The 22,234-nt window shown below is 72.2% G+C and carries 17 protein-coding genes and 1 pseudogene; 2 read left to right on the top strand and 16 right to left on the bottom strand.

Translation table 11 applies throughout. The features are described 5' to 3' along the window. Nucleotide 1: 1 nt before the first annotated feature. The 10 genes and pseudogenes from gatA to ACFC1T_RS23635 form a co-directional block, all read right to left on the bottom strand. Nucleotides 2–1,495 carry an Asp-tRNA(Asn)/Glu-tRNA(Gln) amidotransferase subunit GatA gene (gene gatA / locus ACFC1T_RS23680; protein WP_375891547.1) on the bottom strand — a complete coding sequence of 498 codons (1,494 nt, stop codon included), beginning with the start codon at nucleotides 1,493–1,495 and terminating at the stop codon, nucleotides 2–4. A gap of 5 nt (nucleotides 1,496–1,500) precedes the next feature. Next, the gene (gene gatC, locus ACFC1T_RS23675) at nucleotides 1,501–1,797 is read right to left on the bottom strand and encodes an Asp-tRNA(Asn)/Glu-tRNA(Gln) amidotransferase subunit GatC (protein ID WP_030057414.1); all 297 of its coding nucleotides are present in this window, start codon (nucleotides 1,795–1,797) and stop codon (nucleotides 1,501–1,503) included. Between the two features lie 196 nt (nucleotides 1,798–1,993). Further along, nucleotides 1,994–3,745 (bottom strand): annotated as a pseudogene (locus ACFC1T_RS23670) (putative bifunctional diguanylate cyclase/phosphodiesterase); the annotation flags it as partial. A 385-nt stretch (nucleotides 3,746–4,130) separates the two neighbouring features. Beyond that, nucleotides 4,131–6,419: an NAD-dependent DNA ligase LigA gene (gene ligA, locus ACFC1T_RS23665; RefSeq protein ID WP_375891546.1), complete on the bottom strand. Its 2,289-nt coding sequence runs from the start codon at nucleotides 6,417–6,419 to the stop codon at nucleotides 4,131–4,133. Nucleotides 6,420–6,438: 19 nt separating this feature from the next. Next, a complete protein-coding gene (locus ACFC1T_RS23660) occupies nucleotides 6,439–7,449 on the bottom strand; it encodes a methionine synthase (protein WP_375891545.1) in 1,011 nt (336 codons plus the stop codon). A 61-nt stretch (nucleotides 7,450–7,510) separates the two neighbouring features. Then, complete coding sequence (locus ACFC1T_RS23655) at nucleotides 7,511–8,200, bottom strand: SDR family oxidoreductase (protein WP_375891544.1); 690 nt, start codon at nucleotides 8,198–8,200, stop codon at nucleotides 7,511–7,513. 13 nt (nucleotides 8,201–8,213) lie between these two features. Continuing rightward, on the bottom strand, nucleotides 8,214–8,738 hold the full coding sequence (locus tag ACFC1T_RS23650) for a TIGR00730 family Rossman fold protein (protein WP_375891543.1): 525 nt from the start codon (nucleotides 8,736–8,738) through the stop codon (nucleotides 8,214–8,216). Between the two features lie 121 nt (nucleotides 8,739–8,859). Next, complete coding sequence (locus ACFC1T_RS23645) at nucleotides 8,860–10,026, bottom strand: alpha/beta hydrolase family protein (RefSeq protein ID WP_375891542.1); 1,167 nt, start codon at nucleotides 10,024–10,026, stop codon at nucleotides 8,860–8,862. A 122-nt stretch (nucleotides 10,027–10,148) separates the two neighbouring features. Beyond that, the gene (gene mnmA / locus ACFC1T_RS23640) at nucleotides 10,149–11,288 is read right to left on the bottom strand and encodes a tRNA 2-thiouridine(34) synthase MnmA (RefSeq protein ID WP_375891541.1); all 1,140 of its coding nucleotides are present in this window, start codon (nucleotides 11,286–11,288) and stop codon (nucleotides 10,149–10,151) included. Between the two features lie 63 nt (nucleotides 11,289–11,351). Further along, nucleotides 11,352–12,533 carry a cysteine desulfurase family protein gene (locus tag ACFC1T_RS23635; RefSeq protein ID WP_375891540.1) on the bottom strand — a complete coding sequence of 394 codons (1,182 nt, stop codon included), beginning with the start codon at nucleotides 12,531–12,533 and terminating at the stop codon, nucleotides 11,352–11,354. A 183-nt stretch (nucleotides 12,534–12,716) separates the two neighbouring features. Here ACFC1T_RS23635 and ACFC1T_RS23630 point away from each other — a divergent pair, with 183 nt between their 5' ends. Then, on the top strand, nucleotides 12,717–13,493 hold the full coding sequence (locus ACFC1T_RS23630; protein ID WP_375891539.1) for an IclR family transcriptional regulator: 777 nt from the start codon (nucleotides 12,717–12,719) through the stop codon (nucleotides 13,491–13,493). Here ACFC1T_RS23630 and ACFC1T_RS23625 read toward each other — a convergent pair. Next, nucleotides 13,399–14,058 carry a trimeric intracellular cation channel family protein gene (locus ACFC1T_RS23625; RefSeq protein WP_375891538.1) on the bottom strand — a complete coding sequence of 220 codons (660 nt, stop codon included), beginning with the start codon at nucleotides 14,056–14,058 and terminating at the stop codon, nucleotides 13,399–13,401. The two genes, ACFC1T_RS23630 and ACFC1T_RS23625, sit on opposite strands and share 95 nt — an antisense overlap. Before the next feature lie 129 nt (nucleotides 14,059–14,187). On the opposite strand from ACFC1T_RS23625, the gene ACFC1T_RS23620 reads away from it, so the two are divergent. Beyond that, complete coding sequence (locus ACFC1T_RS23620; protein WP_375891537.1) at nucleotides 14,188–15,615, top strand: acyltransferase family protein; 1,428 nt, start codon at nucleotides 14,188–14,190, stop codon at nucleotides 15,613–15,615. Nucleotides 15,616–15,718: 103 nt separating this feature from the next. On the opposite strand, the gene ACFC1T_RS23615 is transcribed toward ACFC1T_RS23620, so the two are convergent. From ACFC1T_RS23615 to ACFC1T_RS23595, 5 genes are all read right to left on the bottom strand, one after another. After that, nucleotides 15,719–16,765, bottom strand: a complete 1,047-nt coding sequence (locus tag ACFC1T_RS23615) for an ABC transporter ATP-binding protein (RefSeq protein WP_375891536.1) — start codon at nucleotides 16,763–16,765, stop codon at nucleotides 15,719–15,721. Between the two features lie 34 nt (nucleotides 16,766–16,799). Next, nucleotides 16,800–17,870, bottom strand: a complete 1,071-nt coding sequence (locus ACFC1T_RS23610; protein ID WP_375891535.1) for an ABC transporter ATP-binding protein — start codon at nucleotides 17,868–17,870, stop codon at nucleotides 16,800–16,802. After that, nucleotides 17,867–18,877, bottom strand: coding sequence for an ABC transporter permease (locus ACFC1T_RS23605; RefSeq protein WP_375891534.1), 1,011 nt, complete (start codon nucleotides 18,875–18,877; stop codon nucleotides 17,867–17,869). Before ACFC1T_RS23605 ends, ACFC1T_RS23610 begins: the two co-directional genes overlap by 4 nt. Nucleotides 18,878–18,976: 99 nt before the next feature. Beyond that, nucleotides 18,977–20,746, bottom strand: coding sequence for an ABC transporter substrate-binding protein (locus ACFC1T_RS23600; RefSeq protein ID WP_375891533.1), 1,770 nt, complete (start codon nucleotides 20,744–20,746; stop codon nucleotides 18,977–18,979). 65 nt (nucleotides 20,747–20,811) lie between these two features. Further along, nucleotides 20,812–21,801 carry an ABC transporter permease gene (locus ACFC1T_RS23595; RefSeq protein ID WP_375891532.1) on the bottom strand — a complete coding sequence of 330 codons (990 nt, stop codon included), beginning with the start codon at nucleotides 21,799–21,801 and terminating at the stop codon, nucleotides 20,812–20,814. Between the last annotated feature and the right edge of the window lie 433 nt (nucleotides 21,802–22,234).

The raw sequence follows: 22,234 nt of genomic DNA, 5'->3' as shown, positions 1-22,234 counted from the left end.
CTCACAGTGCCGGTACCTCCTCCAGCAGGGTGTGCCCCCACTTGTCGTTGAGTGCGGCCTCGACGGCACCGCCCACGCGGTACAGGCGGTCGTCCGCCATCGCGGGAGCGATGATCTGCAGGCCGACCGGGAGATTGTCCTCCGGCGCCAGGCCGACCGGCAGCGACATGGCCGCGTTGCCCGCCAGGTTGGACGGGATCGTGCACAGGTCGGCCAGGTACATCGCCATCGGGTCGTCGGCGCGCTCGCCGATCGGGAAGGCGGTGGTCGGCGTGGTCGGCGAGACCAGCACGTCCACACCGGCGAAGGCGGCGTCGAAGTCCCGCGAGATGAGCGTGCGGACCTTCTGGGCCGAGCCGTAGTAGGCGTCGTAGTAGCCCGAGGAGAGGGCGTAGGTGCCCAGGATGATGCGGCGCTTGACCTCGTCGCCGAAGCCGGCCTCGCGGGTCAGCGCGGTGACCTCCTCGGCCGAGCGCGAGCCGTCGTCGCCGACCCGCAGGCCGTAGCGCATGGCGTCGAAGCGGGCCAGGTTGGAGGAGCACTCCGACGGCGCGATCAGGTAGTACGCCGGCAGCGCCAGGGTGAAGGACGGGCAGGACACCTCGACGACCTCGGCGCCCAGCTCGCGCAGCAGCTCCACCGACTCGTCGAAGCGCTGCATCACGCCGGCCTGGTAGCCCTCGCCGGCGAACTCCTTGACGACGCCGATCCGCATGCCGCGGACGTCGCGCATCCTCGCGGCCTCGACCACGGCCGGGACGGGCGCGTCGATCGAGGTGGAGTCCAGCGGGTCGTGGCCGGCGATGGCCTCGTGCAGCAGGGCCGCGTCCAGCACCGTGCGGGCGCACGGGCCGCCCTGGTCCAGGCTGCTGGAGAAGGCGACCAGGCCGTAGCGGGACACCGAGCCGTAGGTCGGCTTGACGCCGACGGTGCCGGTGACGGCGCCGGGCTGGCGGATCGAGCCGCCGGTGTCGGTGCCGATCGCCAGCGGGGCCTCGAAGGCGGCCAGCGCGGCGGCCGAACCGCCGCCGGAGCCGCCCGGGATGCGGGTGAGGTCCCACGGGTTGCCGGTCGGACCGTAGGCCGAGTTCTCGGTGGAGGAGCCCATCGCGAACTCGTCCATGTTGGTCTTGCCGAGGATGACCACGCCCGCGTCCTTGAGACGGGTGGTCAGGGTGGCGTCGTAGGGCGGGATCCAGCCCTCGAGCATCTTGGACCCGCAGGTGGTCGGGATGCCCTTGGTGGTGAAGACGTCCTTGAGCGCGAGCGGGACGCCGGCCAGCGGGCCCAGCTCCTCGCCCTTGGCGCGCTTGTCGTCGACGGCCCTGGCGGCGGCCAGCGCGCCCTCGGTGTCGACGTGCAGGAAGGCGTTGACCTTCTTGTCGACGGCCTCGATGCGGTCCAGGTGCGCCTGGGCGACCTCGACGGCGGAGACCTCACCCTTGGCGATGGCGCCCGCGGTCTCGGCCGCGGTGTACTTGATCAGCTCGGTCATCTCGGTCAGTCCTCCCCGAGGATCTGCGGCACACGGAAACGCTGCTCCTCGGCGGCGGGGGCGCCGGACAGCGCCTGCTCCGGGGTCAGCGACGGTCGCACCTCGTCCGCGCGCATGACGTTGGTCAGCGGCAGCGGGTGGGAGGTCGGCGGGACGTCCTGTCCGGCGACCTCGGAAACGCGGGCGACCGCGCCGATGATCACGTCGAGCTGCTCGGCGAAGTGGTCCAGCTCTTCGGGCTTCAGCTCAAGACGCGACAGCCGGGCGAGGTGGGCGACCTCCTCGCGCGTGATGCCAGGCATGCAGCGATCCTCAGGGTGAGTTCTGGTGAGACCCGGCGACGCCTGCGGCGGTGCCGGGCCCGGGCAGGAGCAGCCGGGTTCGGCGCTCCGTCCTCGTGGTCTTTGGACCCCATCCTATGGGGCCCGGCCCGGCCACCGGCCAACGAGTGGACCTGCGGCCCCGTTACCGTCCCCGTCGCCCCCGTCACCCCCGCCGCTACTGCGGCCCGGTACGGGCCCAACCCTGCGCGCCCGGCGTCTGGAAGCCGACCTGCGCGGCGGGCAGCGCCTGGCCGCGCTGCCCGGCCTGCAGGGCGGGCGGCAGCACCGGCGGGAGGGTCGGCGGCCGCACCGGCGACAGCGGGGACGGCCGGTCGGCCGGCTTGACCGCGGCGGCGCGGTCGACCGGCTTGATGATCGACGGGAGCTGCGGCGGCGCGCCGAGCCGCTCCACCGTCGGGGCGCCGGTGGTGCGGTGCACCCGCAGCCAGGCGGTGGCCTGCTCGGCGGGCAGCGCGGCGGACACCAGCCAGCCCTGGACGGCGTCCACGCCCATGCAGTGCAGCCGCTCCCAGGTCTCGTCGTCCTCGACGCCCTCGGCGACCACGGTCAGGCCGAGCGAGTGGGCCAGCTCGACCGAGCAGCGGACCACCGCCGCGTCGTGGTCGTCGGCGACCATCCGGGAGACGAAGGAACGGTCGATCTTGAGCTCGCCGACCGGCAGGCTGCGCAGCCGCACCAGCGAGGAGTGCCCGGTGCCGAAGTCGTCCAGGGACATCCCGACGCCGTAGCCGCGCAGTTCCGCCAGGGTGTCGGCGGCGCGCCGGGAGTCGTCCAGCAGCAGCCGCTCGGTGATCTCCAGCTGGAGCGCGTGGGCCGGCACCTGGTGGCGGACCAGGTGCCCGGCGACGCGCTGGGCGAAGCCGGGGTTGAGCACGTCGCGCGGCGAGACGTTGACCGCGACCTGCACCTGGAGGCCCTGCTCGCGCCAGTAGGCGAGCTGGCCGACCGCCGCCTCCAGCACGTAGTCGGTGAGCCGGGGCATCAGTCCGCTGGACTCGGCGAGCCCGACGAACTCGTCCGGGGAGACCTTCCCCTGTCCGGGCCGCTCCCAGCGCAGCAGGGCCTCCAGGCCGACCACCCGGCCGTCGAAGGCCACCTTCGGCTGGTAGTGCAGCTGCACCTCGCCGGTCTCCAGGGCCCGGCGGAGGTCCCCGAGCAGGCCGATCCGGTACGGGGTGTCGGCGTCCTGGGTCTCGTCGTACTGGGCGACCCCGCTGCACTCGCGCTGGGCGTGGCCCATCGCCACGTCGGCGCGGCGCAGCAGCGACTCGGCGTCCTGGGCGCCCTGCGGGTAGACGCAGACGCCGGCGCTGGCCTCCAGCACCAGCAGCAGGCCGTCCAGCCGGATCGGCGCGGCGAGTTCGGCGATCAGGGCCTTGGCGACCCGCTCCAGGCTGTCGGGGCAGTTGATGCCGGGGAGCAGGACGGCGAACTCGTCGCCGCCCATCCGGGCCACCATGGGGCGTCCGCGCCGGTAGTGCCGGGGCAGGCCGGCGAAGACGTCGTCGATGGACTCCCGGGTGGCGCTGCCGGCCGGGCCGCCGGAACGCAGCGCCCGGTGCAGCCGGCGGGCGATGTGAACCAGGAGGCGGTCACCGGCCGTATGACCAAGTGTGTCGTTGAGTGATCGGAAGCGGTCGAGGTCAAGCAGGATGAGACCGACGCTGTACCCTTCCTCGCGCTCGACGATCGCCTCCTGGGCGGCCAGCAGCAAGGCCTGACGGTTGGGCAGATCCGTCAGGGGATCGGTCAGCTGGTCGCGGGCCCGGTCCCGGGCGATCCGCCAGGCCGCCACCAGGACGGCCAGCGGTACCGCGAACAGCGGCAGCAGTTCGGGTTCGAACCGGTAGACCAGGACGGCCAGCGGGATGAGCGGCGCGGCTCCGGCCAGCAGCACGCCGAGCAGCAGGACCGCACCTGCCACCCCCTGCGGCGGGCGTGTGGGCGCGCCGCCGGTCGAACGATCCATAAGCCCTGTCCTCCGTCGGGCCCGCCCCGTCAGGCCGCCTTACGGTGAGGCACCGTGCCGGTACCGACAGCTGCCGGGCATGGAGCGACCCCGAGGAGCACCGGCTCGGCCGGTGCCCCCACCCCTGCTGACACTCTGTTGCGCTCCAGGGTATGCCGGGGTCTCCCCGGTGGGCAGACTTTCGGACAACCGGAAACGCGCCACCGCGCCCGGGTGTCGCACAGTGACACAATGCCCGCTTTCACCGGGCGGCACCCGGTGACGCCGCATCAGGACGATAACAACCCGGATCCGGCCGGCGGCCGCCCGGGTCCGCCCGGGGTCAGCCCTCCGCGGGTGCCTCGACGACCTCCTCCGCCGCGGCGGGCTCCGGAAGTCCCAGGTGGGCGCGGGCGGCAGACGGTCCGTCGGCGAGCAGCACCGCGAAGCCCGCGTCGTCCAGGACCGGCAGGCCGAGCTGAACTGCCTTGTCATACTTGGACCCTGGGTTATCACCGGCGACCACGAAGTCGGTCTTCTTCGAAACCGAACCGGTCACCTTCGCTCCACGCGAGGTCAGCGCCTCCTTGGCGCCGTCCCGGGTGTGGCCCGCCAGCGTCCCGGTGACGACCACGGTCAGGCCCTCCAGCGGGCGCTCCGCCTCCTCCTCGTCCGCGAACTCCTCGACGAAGCGGACCCCGGCGGCCCGCCACTTCTCCAGGATCTCCCGGTGCCACTCCTCCTCGAACCACTCCCGGATCGAGCGGGCGATGGTCGGGCCCACGCCCTCGACCGCCGCCAACTCCTCCTCGGTGGCCGAGAAGACCCGGTCCAGGTCACGGAACTCGCGCGCCAGCTCCTGCGCCGCCACCGGGCCCACGTGCCGGATCGACAGGCCGTTCAGGAAGCGCCAGAGCGGGCGGTCCTTCGCCCCCTCCAGGTTGTCCAGCAGGGTCTGCAGCGACTTCTTCGGCTCGCCCTTGGTCGTGGCGAAGAAGAAGACCTCCTTCTCCTTGCCCGTCCGGTCGTCCAGCTTGGGCATGCCGGTCTTCTGGTCGCGCACCAGCACCTTGATCGGCAGCAGCTGCTCCGCCGTCAGCCCGAAGACGTCCCCCTCGTTGTGCACCGGGGCCTCGGCCGGCTCCAGCGGCTGGGTCAGCGCGGTCGCCGCGACGTAGCCCAGCCCCTCGACGTCCAGGCACTGCCGGCCGCCGAGGAAGGCGATCCGCTCCCGGATCTGGGCCGGGCAGTGCTGGGCGTTCGGGCAGCGCAGGTCGATGTCCCCCTCGGACATCGGGCGCAGCTCGGCGGCGCACTCCGGGCAGTGCGAGGGCATCACGAAGGCCTGCTCGGTACCGTCCCGCAGGTCGTAGACCGGGCCGAGGATCTCCGGGATGACGTCACCGGCCTTGCGCAGCACCACGGTGTCGCCGAGCAGGACGTCCTTGGCCTTGACCACGTCCTGGTTGTGCAGCGTCGCGTACTGCACCATCGAGCCGGCCACCTTCACCGGCTCGGCCAGCACCGCGTACGGGGTGGCCCGGCCGGTGCGCCCGACGCCGACCTTGATCTCGGCCAGCTTGCCGGTGACCTCCTCCGGCGGGTACTTCCAGGCGATCGCCCAGCGCGGGGACTTGGAGGTGGCGCCGAGCCGGCCCTGGAGGGCGATCTCGTCCACCTTGACCACGACGCCGTCGATCTCGTGCTCGACCGAGTGCCGCTGCTCGCCGAAGTACTTGATGAAGGCGCGCACGTCGGCCAGCGTGCCGACCACCTTGTTGTGCCGGGCGGTGGGCAGGCCCCAGTCGTGCAGCAGCCGGTAGGCGTGCGACTGGTTGTCGATGTCGAAGCCGACCCGGGCGCCGATGCCGTGCACCACCATGTGCAGCGGGCGGGAGGCGGTGACGTGCGGGTCCTTCTGGCGCAGCGAACCGGCGGCGGCGTTGCGGGGGTTCATGAACAGCCGGATCATCGCCCGGGGCCGCTTGCCCTCCTCGGCGCGCTCCTCGTTCTCCTGCCGGCGGCGCTCGTTCTCCGCCGCGAACGAGGCGTTGAGCGCGTCGAACTCCTCGGTCGGGAAGTAGACCTCGCCGCGGATCTCCACCAGCGCCGGGAGGTCGTCGCCCTTGAGCCGGTGCGGGATCTCCTTGATGGTGCGGACGTTGGCGGTGATGTCCTCGCCGACCCGGCCGTCGCCGCGGGTCGCCGCCTGCACCAACTGGCCGTTCTCGTAGGTGAGGTTGACGGCCAGGCCGTCCACCTTGAGCTCGCACAGGTAGTGGTACTCGATGCCGTGCAGCTCGGTGGCGACCCGGTCCGCCCAGGCGCCGAGCTCCTCGTCGTCCATCGCGTTGTCCAGGCTGAGCAGCCGCTCGCGGTGCTCGACGGCGGCGAACAGCGCGGTGGGGGCGCCGCCGACCCGCTGGGTCGGCGACTCCGGCGTCACCAGGGCCGGGTGCTCGGCCTCCAGCTCCTCCAGCTCGCGCATCAGCGCGTCGAACTCGGCGTCGCTGACGACCGGCGCGTCCTGCTCGTAGTACCGGGCGCGGTGGTCGGTGATCTCCTGCGCCAGCTCGGCGTGCCGCCGGCGCACCTCCGCCGGGACGTCCTCCCAGCCCTCGACAGCCGTCACCGCAAGCCCTCCTACGTTCTCATTCCGGGTTGTCCACCAGGCTCTGCGCCGCCCGCGCAGCGAGCTGCAGCGCCGTGCGCGCGTAGGCAGGGGAGGCCCCGGCGAGCCCGCAGGTCGGCGTCACCAGCACGCGGCGGCCCAGCAGCTCCGGAGCGAACCCGAGCCTGCGCCACAAGGTCCTGATCCCCTGGACACTACCGGCCGGGTCGGACACCGCCTGGTCAACGGAGGGCACGACACCGGCGAGGATCGCCGTGCCGCCCTCCACCGCCTCGCCCAGGTCGTCGTCCTGGCGGTCGGTGAGGAGGGAGAAGTCCAGCGAGATCCCGGCGACTCCGGCCCGGCGCAGCAGCGGCACCGGCACCTCCGGCGCGCAGGAGTGCACCACGACCGGCGCGTCCAGGCCGCGGATCAGCTCGCGCAGCACCTCCTCGGCGACCTGCCGGTCGACGGCGCGCAGCCGCTGGAAGCCGCTGGCGGTCCGCACCGACCCGGCCAGCACGGCGGGCAGCGAGGGCTCGTCCAGCTGGAGCACCACCTCGGCCCCCGGCACGCGCTTGCGGACCTCGGCGAGGTGGCGGCGCAGCCCCTCCGTGAGCGAGCCGGCGACGTCCCGGCAGGCACCGGGGTCGGCGAGCGCCTTCTCGCCGTGCTTGAGCTCGATGGCGGCCGCCAGCGTCCAGGGGCCGACGGCCTGGAGCTTGAGCGCCCCCCGGTACCCCTGGGTGTACTCCTCCAGGGCGTCCAGGTCCTCGCCGAGCCAGGAGTGGGCGCGGCGGGTGTCCCGGCCGGGGCGGTCGGCGAACCGCCAGCCGCTGGGCTCGGTCTGCGCGAAGAGTTCGACCAGCAGGCCGGCGCTGCGGCCGATCATGTCGGCGCCCGGTCCGCGGGCGGGCAGTTCGGGCAGGAACGGCAGCTGCTCCAGCGCCCCGGTGGAGGTCCTGGCGGCCTCCCGGGCGTCGGTGCCGGGCAGCGAGCCGACGCCGGTGGCGGCGCCGCGCAGGTCGGGGAAGGGGTGTCCGGTGCTCACCCGTCCGAGCCTAGTGCGCGGCGCCGCCGACGTTCGCCGGTGTCCCGGCCAGCGCCGTCGGTCAGCGGCCGGGGCGGACGGTGATGTCGGTGATCTCGGCGTCCCGGGAGGCGTCCAGGGCCGCCAGGACGGCCTTCGCGACGGACTCCGGCTCGATCCAGCGGGCGGCGTCGTACTCCTTGCCCTCCTGCTGGTGCACCTTGGCCTGCATCGCGGTGGCGGTGCGGCCCGGGTAGACCGAGGTGACCCGCACGCCGTTCCCGTGCTCCTCCTGGCGCAGCGCGTCGGCGAGCGCCTTGAGCCCGTGCTTGCTGGCCGCGTACGCCGACCACTCGGCGTGGGCGGTGAGGCCGGCGCCGGAGTTGACGAACACCACGTGGCCCTTGGCCAGGCGCAGCGAGGGCAGCAGCAGCCGGGTCAGCTCGGCGGGGGCGACCAGGTTGACGTTCAGGGTGTCCTGCCAGGCCTTCACCGGCAGGTCGCCCACCGTGCCCAGCTCCACCGCGCCGGCCACGTGCAGGACGGAGTCCAGCTCGACGGGCAGGGCCTGGTGCCCGAAGGCCCAGGACAGCTTGGCGGGGTCGCCGAGGTCGCCGACCAGGGTGCGGGCGCCGGGGAAGCGGTCCCGCAGCTCGCCGGCCCGCCGGGCGTCCCGGGCGAGCAGCCAGAGTTCGTCCCCGCGCTCGGCGAGCTTCTCGGTCAGGACGGCGCCGATGCCGGAACCGGCACCGGTGATCAGGTGTGCAGCCATGGTCCCGATCCTCTCAGGCCTTGAGCAGCGCGAAGACCTCGGCCGGCGTGTCGGCGAAGCCGACCAGCTCGGCCAGCGGCCGCGGCAGGAAGCCCTCGGCGTCCATCCGCTCCAGCTGGGTGCGCAGGCCCGTGTAGAAGCCCTCGGTGTCCAGCAGGACGACCGGCTTGTCGAAGATCCCGTGCTTCTTGAGCTCCAGCACCTCGGTGACCTCGTCCATCGTGCCCAGCCCGCCGACCAGCACCACGACGGCGTCCGCCCGGGCGGCCAACTCCCGCTTGCGCTCGGCCAGATCGGCGGTCATCACCAGCTCGTCGGCACCGTCGTATCCCTTGTGCCTGAGCATCTCGACCAGCACGCCGACGAGTCGGCCGCCGGCCGCCTTCACCTCGTCGGCGAGCAGGCCCATCAGGCCGGCGTTGGAGCCGCCCCAGACCAGGGTGTGCCCGCCCTCCCCGAGCAGCCGGGCGAATTCGGCGGCGGGGGCGGAGTAGCGGTCGTCGAGCGAGTACGCGGAGCAGAAGACGCAAATGTTCATGATGCCGTCCGGTCTATCACGTCCGCCCGCCGCCGCTCACCGGCTTTACCCCGGGGGGCCGGGCCCGGCGGACGGGCCCGGCCCCCCGGGGCGGCGCTCACGGGCGCCGCCCCGGGGACGGTCACGGGTGCTGGAAGAGCACCTCCGGGTTCGCCGCCGACGGGCCGTCCAGCAGGGGCTGGTGGAGGCCCTTGAGGGTCCGGTCGAAGAAGGCCCCGACGTACTCCCGGGTCAGCTGCATCCCGCGCTCCGGCGAGGTGGTCGACCCCGCGGGGGCGGGGAGGCCGGCCTCGGCGGCCAGCACGGTGACGTCCGTGAAGCTCGCGTGGTTGGTGCCGGCGACGGTCAGCCAGGGCTTGTAGCCCTTCCAGCCCGCCCAGGTCTGCGCCCAGGAGGTGTCCCCGCCGTTCGTGGAGTGGTTGCTGTCCTTCCCGAGCAGCAGGAACGAGCGGCCCTCGAGCGTGTCGGCCGGGACCGGCTGGAAGAAGGTTCCGTCCATGTTCACCCCGGCCAGGATCCGCCGGTCCTCGGCCATCGCGTTGAGCGTCGACGCGCCGCCGATCGAGTGCCCGGCCATGCCGACCCGGTCCCGGTCGATCAGGTGGGACAGGCGCCACACCGGGTGCTGCCCGGTCAGCTGGTCCAGGACGAAGGAGACGTCCTTCGCCCGGCTGTCCGGCAGCGAGTCCGGCGCGCCGGTGTCGCACAGCGCGCAGCCGGGGGTGCTGCCGTCGGCGAGCGTCTCGCCGGAGTCCTCGTAGGTGTGGCCGACCAGCGCCACCACGTAGCCGTGGGCGGCCAGGTCGGTCGCCAGACCGGTCAGCGTGGCGCGCGGGTTCTCGAAGCCCGGGGAGAGCACCACCAGCGGGAACCTCCCGCCCGCGGCCTTCGCCCCGGTGTAGGCGTGGGTGTCGACGTCGACCAGGTCCTGCGCCGTGAGCCCGGTGCCGGCCGGCACCCGGGTCGCCAGGAAGCCCTGTGCCTCGCCGGGGGTCATGTACGGGGCCGGCGCACCGGTGCCCTGCCGGGCCGGGTAGAACATCGACACGGCCAGCTGCCGCGGCCCGGCGGAGGGCACCCACGGATCGGTGCGGCTGCGGTCGGTCAGCCGCAGCACCTCCTCCCCGGCCGCGTACCGCCCGGTCGGGGCGGGCAGCTCGCCGTGGAAGGCGGCGACAGCGGCGGACGCGGGCGTGGGCGAAGGCGCGGCCGACGCGGCCCCGGCCAGCGGGAGCGGAAGGGCGAGAACGAGCGCTGCGACAGCCGCGATGCGGCGGATTCGGGTCATGTCCCAGACGGTAGGCCCGCGCCCCGACCCCCCGGATCAGCCGACCGAATGCCCTCTCCGGCCCCGCTCATCCCCCCGGCCCAGCCCCGTCATCCCTCCGGATGACACCCCCCGCGACCCCCTCAGACCCGCGCCGCCGCCGGGCGTTCGGTGGTGGCGATGGTGGCGGAGCCGATGACGCGGGTGCCGTCGTAGAGGACGACGGCCTGGCCGGGGGCGATGCCGCGGGCGGGGGTATCGAGGCGGACGTGGAGGGTGTCGTCGACGACCGAGGCGGCGACCGGCACCTCCTCGCCGTGGGCGCGCAGCTGGGCGGTGTAGCGGCCGTCGGCCAGGGGCTCGGTGCCGCACCAGCGGGGGCGGATGGCGGTCAGGGCGGTGACGTCCAGGCCCTCGACCGGGCCGACGGTGACGGTGTTGTTCACCGGGGAGATGTCGAGGACGTAGCGCGGCTTGCCGTCGGCGGCCGGGCGGCCGATCCGCAGGCCCTTGCGCTGGCCGATGGTGAAGCCGTAGGCGCCGTCGTGCTCGCCGAGCTTGGTGCCGTCCACGTCGAGGATGTCGCCGGTGGCGGTGCCGAGGTGCTGCGCCAGGAAGCCCTGGGTGTCGCCGTCGGCGATGAAGCAGATGTCGTGGCTGTCGGGCTTCTTGGCGACGGCCAGGCCGCGCTGCTCGGCCTCGGCCCGGATGGCGTCCTTGGTGGTGTCGCCGAGCGGGAAGAGGGAGTGGGCGAGCTGGTCGGCGTCGAGCACGCCGAGGACGTAGGACTGGTCCTTGGCGGCGTCCACGGCGCGGTGCAGCTCGCGCGAGCCGTCCGGCCGGTCGACGACGCGGGCGTAGTGGCCGGTGCAGACGGCGTCGAAGCCGAGGGCGATCGCCTTGTCCAGCAGCGCGGCGAACTTGATCTTCTCGTTGCAGCGCAGGCAGGGGTTCGGGGTCCGCCCGGCCGCGTACTCGGCGACGAAGTCGTCGATCACGTCCTCGCGGAAGCGCTCGGCGAGGTCCCAGACGTAGAAGGGGATGCCGATCACGTCGGCGGCGCGCCAGGCGTCCCGGGAGTCCTCGATGGTGCAGCAGCCGCGCGCGCCGGTGCGGAAGGACTGCGGGTTGGCGGACAGCGCCAGGTGCACGCCCGTCACCTCGTGCCCCGCTTCGACGGCGCGGGCGGCGGCGACGGCGGAGTCGACCCCGCCGGACATCGCCGCGAGCACGCGCAGGCGGCCGGTGGACGGAGTGGTCGGGGCACCCGGGAAGTCAGTCATGGTGAGTACAAGCCTACGGGGCCGCCGGACATGCCCGGGGCCCCGGTGCTCCGAGGGACGGGACTACCGGCGGACCGAGGCCAGCCCCGCGTTGCGGGCCCGCTGCACCGCCGGGCCGATGGCCGCCACCAGCGCCGTGACGTCCTCGCGCACCGAGGTGTGCCCGAGCGAGAACCGCAGCGAGGCGCGGGCCAGCAGCGGGTCGACGCCCATCGCGAGCAGCACGTGGCTGGGCTGCGGCACCCCGGCCGAGCAGGCCGAGCCGGTGGAGCACTCGATGCCCTGGGCGTCGAGCAGCATCAGCAGCGCGTCGCCCTCGCAGCCGGGGAAGGAGTAGTGGGCGTTGGCGGGCAGCCGCCCCTCCCCCGCCGGGTCGCCGTTGAGCACCGCGTCCGGGACGGCCGCGGCCACCCCGGCGACCAGTTCGTCGCGCAGCGCGCCGAGCGTCACCGCGTGCTCCTCGCGCCGTTCGACGGCCAGCGCGGCGGCGGCCGCGAAGCCGGCGGCGGCGGGGGCGTCCAGGGTGCCGGAGCGCACGTCGCGCTCCTGGCCGCCGCCGTGCAGCAGCGGTACGGGCGTGGCGCCGCGGGAGAGCAGCAGGGCGCCGATGCCGAACGGGCCGCCGATCTTGTGCCCGGTGACGGTGAGCGCGGTGAGGCCGGAGTCGGCGAAGGAGACCGGGACCTGACCGAGCGCCTGCACCGCGTCGGCGTGCATCGGGATGCCGTACTCGGCCGCCACGGCGGCGAGTTCGCGCACCGGCTGGACGGTGCCGACCTCGTTGTTGGCCCACATCACGGTGACCAGGGCGACGGAGCCGGGGTCGCGCTCGATCGCGGCGCGCAGCGCCCCGGGGTGCACCCGGCCCAGTGCGTCCACCGGCAGGTACTCGACCGTCGCGCCCTCGTGCTCGGAGAGCCAGTGCACCGCGTCCAGCACGGCGTGGTGCTCGACCGGGCTGGACAGCACCCGGGTGCGGGCCGGGTCGGCGTCCCGGCGGGCCCAGTAGAGGCCCTTGACCGCGAGGTTGTCGGATTCCGTGCCGCCGCCGGTGAGCACGATCTCGCTCGGGCGGGCGCCCAGCGACTCGGCCAGCGACTCGCGGGACTCCTCGACCACCCGGCGGGCCCGGCGGCCGGCCGCGTGCAGGGACGAGGCGTTGCCGACCACCCCCAGGTGCGCCGACATCGCGGCGATCGCCTCGGGCAGCATCGGCGTGGTCGCCGCATGGTCCAGGTATGGCATAACCATCCGATTGTAGAGGGCATGCCCCGGGGCCCCACCAGGCCCGGGCCCGGGTGCGCACCGATCCGGCCACGGCCGCGGCCGGCGGACGCCGGCGTCCGGCACTGGTTTGTACCACTGCGCCGCCCAGCGGTTAGCCTGACGGCCACTTCTCCATCGGGTTCCAGCGTTCCAGGGGGCGCCATGTCGCAGTCGGTCGACCGCGCGCTGACCCTGCTCGGTTCGCTCGGCGACGGGCCGCTCTCGCTGGAGCAGGCCGCGAGCAGCCTCGGGGTGCACAAGTCCACCGCGCTGCGGCTGCTGCGCACCCTGGAGGAGCACGGGTTCGTCCGGCGCCAGCCCGACCTGCGCTACCGGGTCGGCGGCCGGGTGCTGTCGCTGGCGCACCGGGCGCTGGAGGACTTCGACGTCCGGCAGGTCGCCGCGCCGTACCTGGCCGCGCTGAACGCGCGCTGCGGCTACACCGTCCAGCTGGCCGTGCTGCACGACGGCGAGGTGCTCTACCTGGACGAGGTGGCCGCGCCCTCGGCCGCCCGGCCGCCGCGGATCGGGCGCCGCGCCCCGGTGACCGGGACGGCCGTCGGGCGGGTGCTGCTCGCCGGGCTGCCGGAGGACGGCGTCCGTGAGGAGGAGCTGCCGGCCGAGCTGGCGGCGGTGCGCCGCCGGGGCTGGGCGGCCGAGTCGGCCGAGCACCGGGAGCCGGTGACCTGCGTGGCCGCGCCGGTGGCGGGCAGCGGCGGGCGGACGGTCGCGGCCTGCGCGCTGAGCGCCCCGGCCGGCCAGGTGCCGCCGGCCGAGCTGGCCCGGATGCTGCCGGAGCTGCTCTGCACGGCCGAGGCGATCTCGCTGGCCTGCGGCGGCTCGCCTACTCCTCGCTGGTGCGAGAACCGTTGCGGTGCCAGGCCCGCGGGGCACGCCAGCCGTACTTCAGGGCGAGCATCCGCAGGACGAAGGCGGTGAGCGCGGCGGCGGTGCCGGTGGCGCCGGTGAGCCGGTCGGCCCCGATCAGCACGGCCACCAGAGCGGCGCCGACCAGGGCCGGGACGGCGTAGATCTCACGGTCCCAGCGCAGCAGCGAGGGGATCTCCCCGGCCAGCACGTCGCGGATCACCCCGCCGCCGGCCGCGGTCACCATGCCGAGCGCGATCGAGGCGACGGCGCCGAGCCCGTAGTCGTGCGCCTTGGCGGTGCCGGTGACGCAGAACAGGCCGAGGCCGAGGGCGTCCAGGGTCTGCACGGAGCGGTTGATCCGCTCGACCTCGGGGTGCAGGAAGAACACCACGAGGCCGGCGGCCAGCGGGGTGACGAAGTAGCCGAGGTTGGTGAACGCCGCCACCGGGGTGGCGCCGATCACCAGGTCGCGCATCACCCCGCCACCGAGGGCCGTGACCTCCGCCAACACGCAGATCCCGAAGATGTCCATGTTCTTGCGGACGGCGAGCAGCGCCCCGGAGAGGGCGAAGACGAAGATACCGACGAGGTCCAACGATTGCTGCACGTCGGAGGGGAAGATCTGCGAACTCACCGTCCATGTGTACCCGATCCACCCGGCCGTTCCCGACACCGGTCACAGTCCGGATGAAACCGTCTCGCGGACGGGGCCTTCCCGGCCCGAACGGGTGTACCCCCGCCCCACTCCGCTAACCTCCCGCGTGTGAAGCTCACCGGACGCGCATTCCCACGCCGCCAGAACACCCGTGCCGCAGCGGGTGCCGCCCCAGCAGCCTCGTCGAGGCTCGGCTGGCTCGACGCCCTGCGCGGCATAGCCGCGCTCTCCGTGGCGATCTACCACTTCGCGCTGCCGTTCTACTGGCTCCACATCGACCACGCGCCGCGCAATTTCGGGGATCCGGGCATCTTCGGCGTGATGCTCTTCTTCCTGGTGAGCGGGTACATCATCCCGGCCTCGCTGGAGCGGCGCGGCGACGTGCGCTCGTTCTGGGCGGGCCGGTACTTCCGGATCTACCCGGTGGTGATCGTCACCGCGCTGCTGAGCCTGCTGATCCTGCCCCGCAACCACTCGGTCATCCAGGCCTTCGCCTTCGACCACCCGCTGCTCTCGGTGGTGGGCAACGCCCCGATGGTGCAGGACCTCACGGGCGTCCCGAACCTCATCGGGGTGATGTGGACGCTCACCTACGAGATGATCTTCTACTTCTTCGTGACGGCCCTGTTCGTCAACGGCAAGCACAAGAAGAGCGCCCCGCTCGCGATCGGCTTCGCCGGCGCCGCGCTGCTGCTCGGCTCGTGGCTGCCGCTCGGCCTGCTCACCGCCGACGGCGGCCTGCCCGCCAACCGGCACCTGACGGTGGCCGTCCTGGTCATCGTGATCACCGCGATGGTCTGCTTCCTCACCGGCCGGGTCGACCTGACCCGCTGGGGCGGGACGATGCTCGGCGGCCTGGGCCTGGTGCTGGTCGTGCTGAACGGCCGCTCCGCCGCCTTCGAGACCCTGCTGATCTTCGCCACCATGTTCTCCGGGACGGTGCTGTACCGGCTGGAGCACGGCCAGATCGACCGCCTGCCGGCGCTGCTGTGCTGCGGCTTCGTCCTCACCTCGGGCGTCCTGTGCGGCTTCATGTACAACCGCGACAACGCGCTGTGGCGGACCTGGAGCGAGTCCTGGCAGTCGTTCTCCGGCGCCTACCTGGGCGCCTGGGTCGTCTTCGCGATCGGCATGCTGCTGCGCCACCGCCGCTTCCCGCGCTGGCTGACCTGGACCGGCTCGATCAGCTACTCGGTGTACCTGCTGCACAACCCGATCATCCACTTCATGAACTGGAAGCTGGAGGGCCGTCCGCCCTTCACCTCCTGGCAGGACCGCAGCCTGCAGTTCTTCGGGCTGATGGCCGCCCTGCTGGTGATCAGCTACCTCAGCTACCGCCTGGTCGAGATCCCGTTCCAGAACCTGGGCCGCAAGGCGATCAAGGCGCTGAACCGCCGCTTCCCGGCCGAGCTGCCGTCGGCCCGCCCGGCCGCCCCGGCCGCCCCGGCCGCCCCGGCGGCGCGCGAGCCGCAGCCGGCCGACCCGGCCGCGGAGGCCGCGGCACGGCCCGTCCTGGACGGCGCCGGGCGCGGCTGACACCCGCCGCCCGCACGACGTGAGGCCGCCCGCCCCCGGGACCCGGGGGCGGGCGGCCTCTTCTCGTCGGTGCCCGAGTGCTCAGACGTTCTCGGGGCTGTGCCTAATCGTTCCCCTCGGTCCCCTCGGGGAAGTGGCACGCCACCTGGTGGCCGGTCCGCAGTGCCGTCAGCGGCGGTTCCTGGCTCGCGCACACGTCCTGCGCCTTCCAGCAGCGGGTGCGGAACCGGCAGCCGCTGGGCGGGTTGATCGGCGAGGGCACGTCGCCCTTGAGCAGGATCCGCTCGCGCCCGCCCTGCTGGCGCCGGCGCGGGTCCGGCACCGGGACGGCCGACATCAGGGCGGTGGTGTACGGGTGCATCGGGCTGCGGTAGAGCGAGTCGCGGTCGGCGATCTCGACGATCTTGCCGAGGTACATCACCGCCACCCGGTCGGAGACGTGCCGGACCACCGAGAGGTCGTGCGCGATGATCAGGTAGGTCAGGCCGAGCTCCTGCTGGAGGTCGTCGAGCAGGTTGACCACCTGCGCCTGGATCGACACGTCCAGCGCCGAGACCGGCTCGTCCGCGATGATCATCTTCGGCTTGAGCGCGAGCGCCCGGGCGATGCCGATGCGCTGGCGCTGGCCGCCGGAGAACTCGTGCGGGTAGCGGTTGTAGTGCTCGGGGCTGAGCCCGCACAGCTCCAGCAGGTCCTGGACGGCCTTCTTGACGCCGCCCTCGGGGTGGACCCCCTGCAGCTTGAACGGCGCGCTGACGATGGTGCCGACGGTGTGCCGCGGGTTCAGCGAGGAGTACGGGTCCTGGAAGATCATCTGGATGTCGCGGCGCAGCGGCCGCATCGCCCCGGTGCCCAGGTGGGTGATGTCGGTGCCCTCGAACTCGACCGTCCCGCCGGTGGGTTCGTCGAGCCGGGTGACCAGCCGCCCCATCGTCGACTTGCCGCAGCCGGACTCGCCGACGACGCCCAGCGTCTCGCCGGCGTTGACGGTGAAGTCGATGCCGTCGACGGCCCGCACCGCGCCGGTCTGGCGCCGCAGCAGTCCGCCGCGGATCGGGAAGTGCCGGGTCAGGCCGGTGACCTTCAACAGCGGCTCGCGCTCGGGGGCGGGCGCCGGTGCAGGGATGGTGGCCCCCTGAGTGTCCGTCATCGGTTCTCTCCAGAATGGTGGTACGGGGCCGGGCTCACAGCCGGGGCGCGATCTCTTCGGCGAAGATGCGGTGCCGCTCGTCGGCCGCCAGGTGGCAGGCCGCGAAGTGCCCGGGCGCGGCCTCGGTCAGCACCGGGACCTCGCCCGTGGAGCGCCCGCCGGTCAGGTCGGCGTACGGGCAGCGCGGGTGGAAGGCGCAGCCGGACGGCACGTTGATCAGGCTGGGCGGGGTGCCCCGGACCGGCACCAGCCGGTCCTGCAGTTCCCGGTCCAGGCGCGGCATCGAGCCCAGCAGGCCCCAGGTGTAGGGGTGTTCGGGCGCGTCGAAGAGGGTCTCGGCGGGCCCGCGCTCGATGCACTTGCCGCCGTACATGACCAGGATGTCGTCGGCGAGCTCGGCGACCACCCCGAGGTCGTGGGTGATGATGATGACGGCGGAGCCGAACTCCTGCTGGAGGTCCCGGATGAGGTCCAGGATCTGCGCCTGGACGGTGACGTCCAGGGCGGTGGTGGGCTCGTCGGCGATCAGCAGCGAGGGGTCGTTGACCAGGGCCATGGCGATCATGGCGCGCTGGCGCATGCCGCCGGAGAACTGGTGCGGGTAGTCGTCCACCCGGCGGTCCGGCTGCGGGATGCCGACCCGGTCGAGCATCTCGATCGCGCGGGTCCTGGCCTGCCGCTTGGAGGCCTGGGGGTGGTGCACCCGGTAGGCCTCGACGATCTGCTGCCCCACCGTGTAGTAGGGGTGCATCGCGGTCAGCGGGTCCTGGAAGATCATCGCCAGTTCCCGGCCGCGCAGTTGGCGCACCCGGTCGGGCCCGGCCGCGATCAGGTCCTCGCCGTCCAGCCGGATCTCGCCGCTGATCCGGGCCCGCTTGGAGCGGTGCAGGCCCATGATGCCGAGCGAGGTGACGGACTTCCCGGAGCCGGACTCGCCGACGATGCCGAGGGTGCGGCCCTTGTGCAGGTCGAAGCTGACCCCGTCCACCGAGCGGACCAGGCCGTCGTCGGTGTCGAAGTGGATCCGCAGGTCGCGCACGGACAGGAAGGGGTCGCCCGGAGAGTTGGACGCGGCGTCCGCCGGGTTCTTCTGGAGGTCGGTCACGAGAGCCTCACGCGGGGGTCGACGAGGGCGTACAGGAGGTCGACCACGAGGTTGCAGGCGACGATGAAGAAGGCGGCCAGCAGGGTGACGCCGAGGATCTTGGGCAGGTCGTTGTCGGAGATCGCCTGGACGGCGAACTGGCCGATGCCCTTGAGCGAGAAGACCTGCTCGGTGATCAGCGCACCGCCGAGCAGCAGACCGAGGTCCATGCCGAAGATGGTGACGATCGGGGTGAGCGCGGAGCGCAGGCCGTGCTTGACCACCACCTTGCGCTCGGCCAGGCCCTTGGCCCGGGCGGTGCGGATGTAGTCCTCGCTCATCGTCTCCAGCATTCCGGCGCGGGTGAGCCGGGCGTAGAGCGCGGAGTAGAGGAAGGCCAGCGAGACCCACGGGAGGATCAGGTTGCGGGCCCACATCAGCGGGTCGGCGGAGAAGTCGACGTACTCCAGGTTGTCCAGGATCGGCCACTCGTAGCTGAACACGGTCAGCAGCAGGGCGCCGGTGAAGAAGACCGGGAGCGAGACGCCGGCCAGGGCGATGCCCATGGAGAGCCGGTCGAAGATCGAGCGCGGCTTGAGGGCGGAGATCACGCCGGTGGTGACGCCGGAGACCAGCCAGAGCACCGCCGCGCCGATGGCGAGCGAGATGGTGACCGGGATCCGGCTGGTCATCTCCGGCCAGACCTCCAGGTGGTTCTTGAAGGAGTAGCCGAAGCAGGGCACGTGGCAGGTGGCCGGTTCCGGGCCGAACTTGTACTCGGCGCCGGTGACCAGCGCCTTGAGGAAGTTCCAGTACTGGGTGTACAGCGGCTGGTCGAAGCCGAGGTTCTGCTTGACCGCCTGGATCGCCTCGGGCGAGGGGTTCTTCCCGATGTACTGCGCGGCCAGCTGGTCGGTGGTCTCGCCGGCGATGCGCGGGAGCAGGAAGAAGATCGCGAAGGTGACCGCGCTGACGACGACCAGCAGCGCCGCGGCCGCGAGGATCCTGCGGATGATGTAGGCAAACACAGTTGGGCGGCTCCGGCGGCCCGCCGCCGTCCGGGATCTTCCGGACGGCGGCGGGCGCCGCTGCCTTCACCTGCCTTCAGGGATGCGGAGCCAGGCTCTTTACTTGGTGGTGCCGATGTTCAGGTAGTCGTACTCACCCGAGAAGGCCGGGGTGGACGCCAGGTTGGTGGCGCTGTCCGGGCGGTACAGGAAGACCTTGAAGTCCGTCAGCGGGACGTACACCGCGTTCTCCATGACCTTCTTGTCGATGTCGCCGTAGATCTTCTCGCGGGCGGCCCGGTCCGGGTTGACCGCGGCGTCGTCCAGCATCTTGTTGACGGCCGGGTCGTTCAGCTGGGCCAGGTTGCTGTTGCCGGAGGCCTTGATCGCGCGGCCGTCGACGATCTGCTGCAGGAAGCCGTAGCCGGTCGGCCAGTCGGCGCCCCACTGCATCATCATCAGACCGATGTTGTGGTCCTGGGTGTACTGCGGCGCACCGGCCGAGTCGGTCAGGTACTTGCCCTGCGGGAACTGCTGGATCTCGGCGTTGATGCCGATGTTCTTGAGCTGCGCCTGGATCGCGGTGGCCGCGGCGACCTCGGTCGCGCGCTCGGTGCGGGCGGACAGCACGGTGGTGAAGCCGCCGTCCTTGCCGCAGGCCTTCAGGGCGTCCTTGGCCTTGGCCTGGTCGCCCTTGTTGTCCTTGGTCTCGAACAGGTTGAAGTCCTGGTGGCCCGGGATGTCCGGCGGGAGCACGGTGTTGGCCACCTGGCCGCGGATCGGGCCGCCGAGCGCGGTCTGCACCGCGACCTTGTCGACCGCGAACTGGACGGCCTTGCGGCACTCGATGTTGTCGAACGGCGCGACCTTGGTGTTGATCGCCATGTAGACCAGGCGGCCGCCGTAGGCGTTGTCGGTCTTCGCCTTGAGCTTCGGGTCGCGCAGGATCTGCGCCTGGGTCTGCGGGTCGACGCCGCCGCCGACCAGGTCGACCTGGGCGTTGCCGGCCAGCAGGTCCTTGTCGATGGTGGCCTGGTCGATGTTCATCTTGAGCACGATCTTGTCCGCGAGCTGCTTGCGGATCGGGTCGGTGCTCTTGTCCCAGTTGGTGTTCGGGACCAGGACGGCCTGCTTGCCGTCCTCGTAGGACTGGAACTTGTAGGTGCCCGAGGAGACGACGTGCTTCACGTAGTCGGCACCGGTGTCCTTGGCCTGCGGGACCGGCACCGTCTGCGGGGCGCTGACCAGGTAGTCGAAGTCCGCGAAGGGGTGCTGCAGGTGGAAGACGATCGTGGTGTCGTCCGGCGTCTCGATCGACTTGAGGTCGCCGGTCTTGTCCTTGTACGGACCCTGGTACGGCGTGGGGTTGTCGACCAGCAGGTCGTGGAAGTACGTCGGGCCGTTGGAGTTCACCTCGGGCGCGAAGTTCGAGCGCTCCACGGCGTACTTGACGTCCTTGGAGCTGATCGGGGTGCCGTCGTCGTACTTGAGGCCGGCGCGCAGCTTGTACGTCCAGGTCAGGCCGTCCGCGCTGGGCTGGCCCAGCGACTCGGCGAGGTCCGGGACCAGCTTGTTGCCGTCCGCGCCGGCGGCCGGGTTGAAGGTGGTCAGCGGACGCCCGTACAGGCGCGAGAAGTTGTAGATGTAGGCGTAGTAGGTGTTGCCCGGGTCGAGGGAGTCCGGGGTGCCCTTCATCTCGTAGGTGACCGTCCCGCCCTTCTTGTCCGAGGCGTTGACGATCTGCTTGGTGGCCGCGTCGGCGCCGCCACCGTTGGAGTCGGCCGAGTTGGAGCTTCCGCTGGCGCTCTTCGGGCTGGACGAGCAGCCGGTGACGACCAGGACCGCGGCAGCGGCCACGGCGGTCAACGCGACGGTACGGGACCTACGCATGGGTGGGATCAACCCCTTGAGGATGTGGAGGAGGGAGGGCCTGGCGCCTGCGCATTGACGCAGGGTCAGTTGCTCTTGGGATCGAGGGCGTCACGCAGCCCGTCGCCGAGCAGGTTGAACGCGAGCACGGTGATGAAGATCGCGACACCGGGGACCACCATGTACTGGGGGTCGACCTGGTAGTAGTTCTTCGCGTCCGCCAGCATGCCGCCCCAGGAGGCCTGCGGGGGCTGGATGCCGACGCCGAGGAAGCTCAGCCCGGCCTCGAAGAGGATGTTGGTCGGGATCAGCAGGGTCGAGTAGACCAGGATCGGGCCGACCAGGTTGGGCAGCAGTTCCTTGAACAGGATGAACGGGCCGCGCGCACCGAGGCTGCGGGCCGCGTGGACGAACTCCCGCTCGCGCAGCGAGAGGGTCTGTCCGCGCACGATCCGGCCCATGTAGGGCCAGTTGAAGAAGCCGATCACGAAGATCAGCACCAGGATGTGCAGCGGCAGGCCGTGCAGGCCGAACGCGCCGCCCTGGAGCGAGGCGGAGATCGCGATGGCGAACAGCAGCAGCGGGAACGCCAGGAAGACGTCCATCAGCCGGCTGATCAGGGTGTCCACCCAGCCGCCGTAGTAGCCGGCCATCACTCCGAGCACGGTGCCGATGGTGTTGGAGAGCACGGTCGCGCCGAAGGCGACCAGCAGGGAGACCCAGGAGCCGTCGACCACGCGGGAGAGCAGGTCACGGCCCTGCAGCGGGTCGATGCCGAGCAGGTGGTCCCCGCTCATCCCGCCCCAGTCCCCGAGCGGGAGTCCGCCGAGGTTGGCGTCCAGCAGGTCCGGGTTCGGCTGGTCGGGGTCGAGCCCGAACAGGGCCTCGATCGGGCCGGACAGGACGGCCAGGAGGATCAGCAGGATCACCACGACGCCGCCGGCGACGGCGGCCTTGTCCCGCTTGAAGCGGGTCCAGGCGATCCGACCGAGGGAGCGGCCCTCGATCGTCTTGGCCGGGCTCGGGGAGGCGGGCGCCTCGGGTTCGTTCCCGGCGGTAGTGATGGGTGCGGTCATGGTCAGTTGGTCCCCTCGCCGACGGTGGCCGGCCCACGGGTGCCGGGCGCCGGCTTCGGCGGTACGGCTGCGGACGTGCGGAGGTGCTAGGAGCAGGTGGTCGCGGCAGTGCGTCGTGCACGGGCAATGCCTCCACGCGGGATGGGCGTCGCGTGGATCGAGCGGTCGGCGTGCGCGTTCACCTTCGTGGGGTTTCCAGTACGCGCGATGCGTTGCGCAGAACTCTCTGTCATCCGAACTGGCTTGCGCCAGCCCTGACAACCGACAGATGCCCAACTGTGATCTGCCTGCATGCACGCCTCCGATCTTCGGCATATACCTCTTCACATGGGTGTAACTGCCATGTCAAGCTGCCTCTGCGGAGAGTGGGGAAATTCGTCCGGAAAGCACCGAAGCCGACCTGATGGTGAATCAAGTCGGCTTCGGGTGACAG

Source organism: Kitasatospora sp. NPDC056076, assembly GCF_042266305.1.
In the GTDB taxonomy this organism is placed as follows: domain Bacteria; phylum Actinomycetota; class Actinomycetes; order Streptomycetales; family Streptomycetaceae; genus Kitasatospora.
Note: the sequence above shows the minus strand (reverse complement) of the source record. Positions and strands in the feature narration are given on the sequence as shown.

Coding starts and splice junctions, on each gene's coding strand:
- gatA (WP_375891547.1), bottom strand. CDS start 1,495: ATGACCGAGCTGATCAAGTACACCGCGGCCGAGACCGCGGGCGCCATC.
- gatC (WP_030057414.1), bottom strand. CDS start 1,797: ATGCCTGGCATCACGCGCGAGGAGGTCGCCCACCTCGCCCGGCTGTCG.
- ACFC1T_RS23655 (WP_375891544.1), bottom strand. CDS start 8,200: ATGGCTGCACACCTGATCACCGGTGCCGGTTCCGGCATCGGCGCCGTC.
- ACFC1T_RS23650 (WP_375891543.1), bottom strand. CDS start 8,738: ATGAACATTTGCGTCTTCTGCTCCGCGTACTCGCTCGACGACCGCTAC.
- ACFC1T_RS23645 (WP_375891542.1), bottom strand. CDS start 10,026: ATGACCCGAATCCGCCGCATCGCGGCTGTCGCAGCGCTCGTTCTCGCC.
- mnmA (WP_375891541.1), bottom strand. CDS start 11,288: ATGACTGACTTCCCGGGTGCCCCGACCACTCCGTCCACCGGCCGCCTG.
- ACFC1T_RS23635 (WP_375891540.1), bottom strand. CDS start 12,533: ATGCCATACCTGGACCATGCGGCGACCACGCCGATGCTGCCCGAGGCG.
- ACFC1T_RS23630 (WP_375891539.1), top strand. CDS start 12,717: ATGTCGCAGTCGGTCGACCGCGCGCTGACCCTGCTCGGTTCGCTCGGC.
- ACFC1T_RS23615 (WP_375891536.1), bottom strand. CDS start 16,765: ATGACGGACACTCAGGGGGCCACCATCCCTGCACCGGCGCCCGCCCCC.
- ACFC1T_RS23600 (WP_375891533.1), bottom strand. CDS start 20,746: ATGCGTAGGTCCCGTACCGTCGCGTTGACCGCCGTGGCCGCTGCCGCG.
- ACFC1T_RS23595 (WP_375891532.1), bottom strand. CDS start 21,801: ATGACCGCACCCATCACTACCGCCGGGAACGAACCCGAGGCGCCCGCC.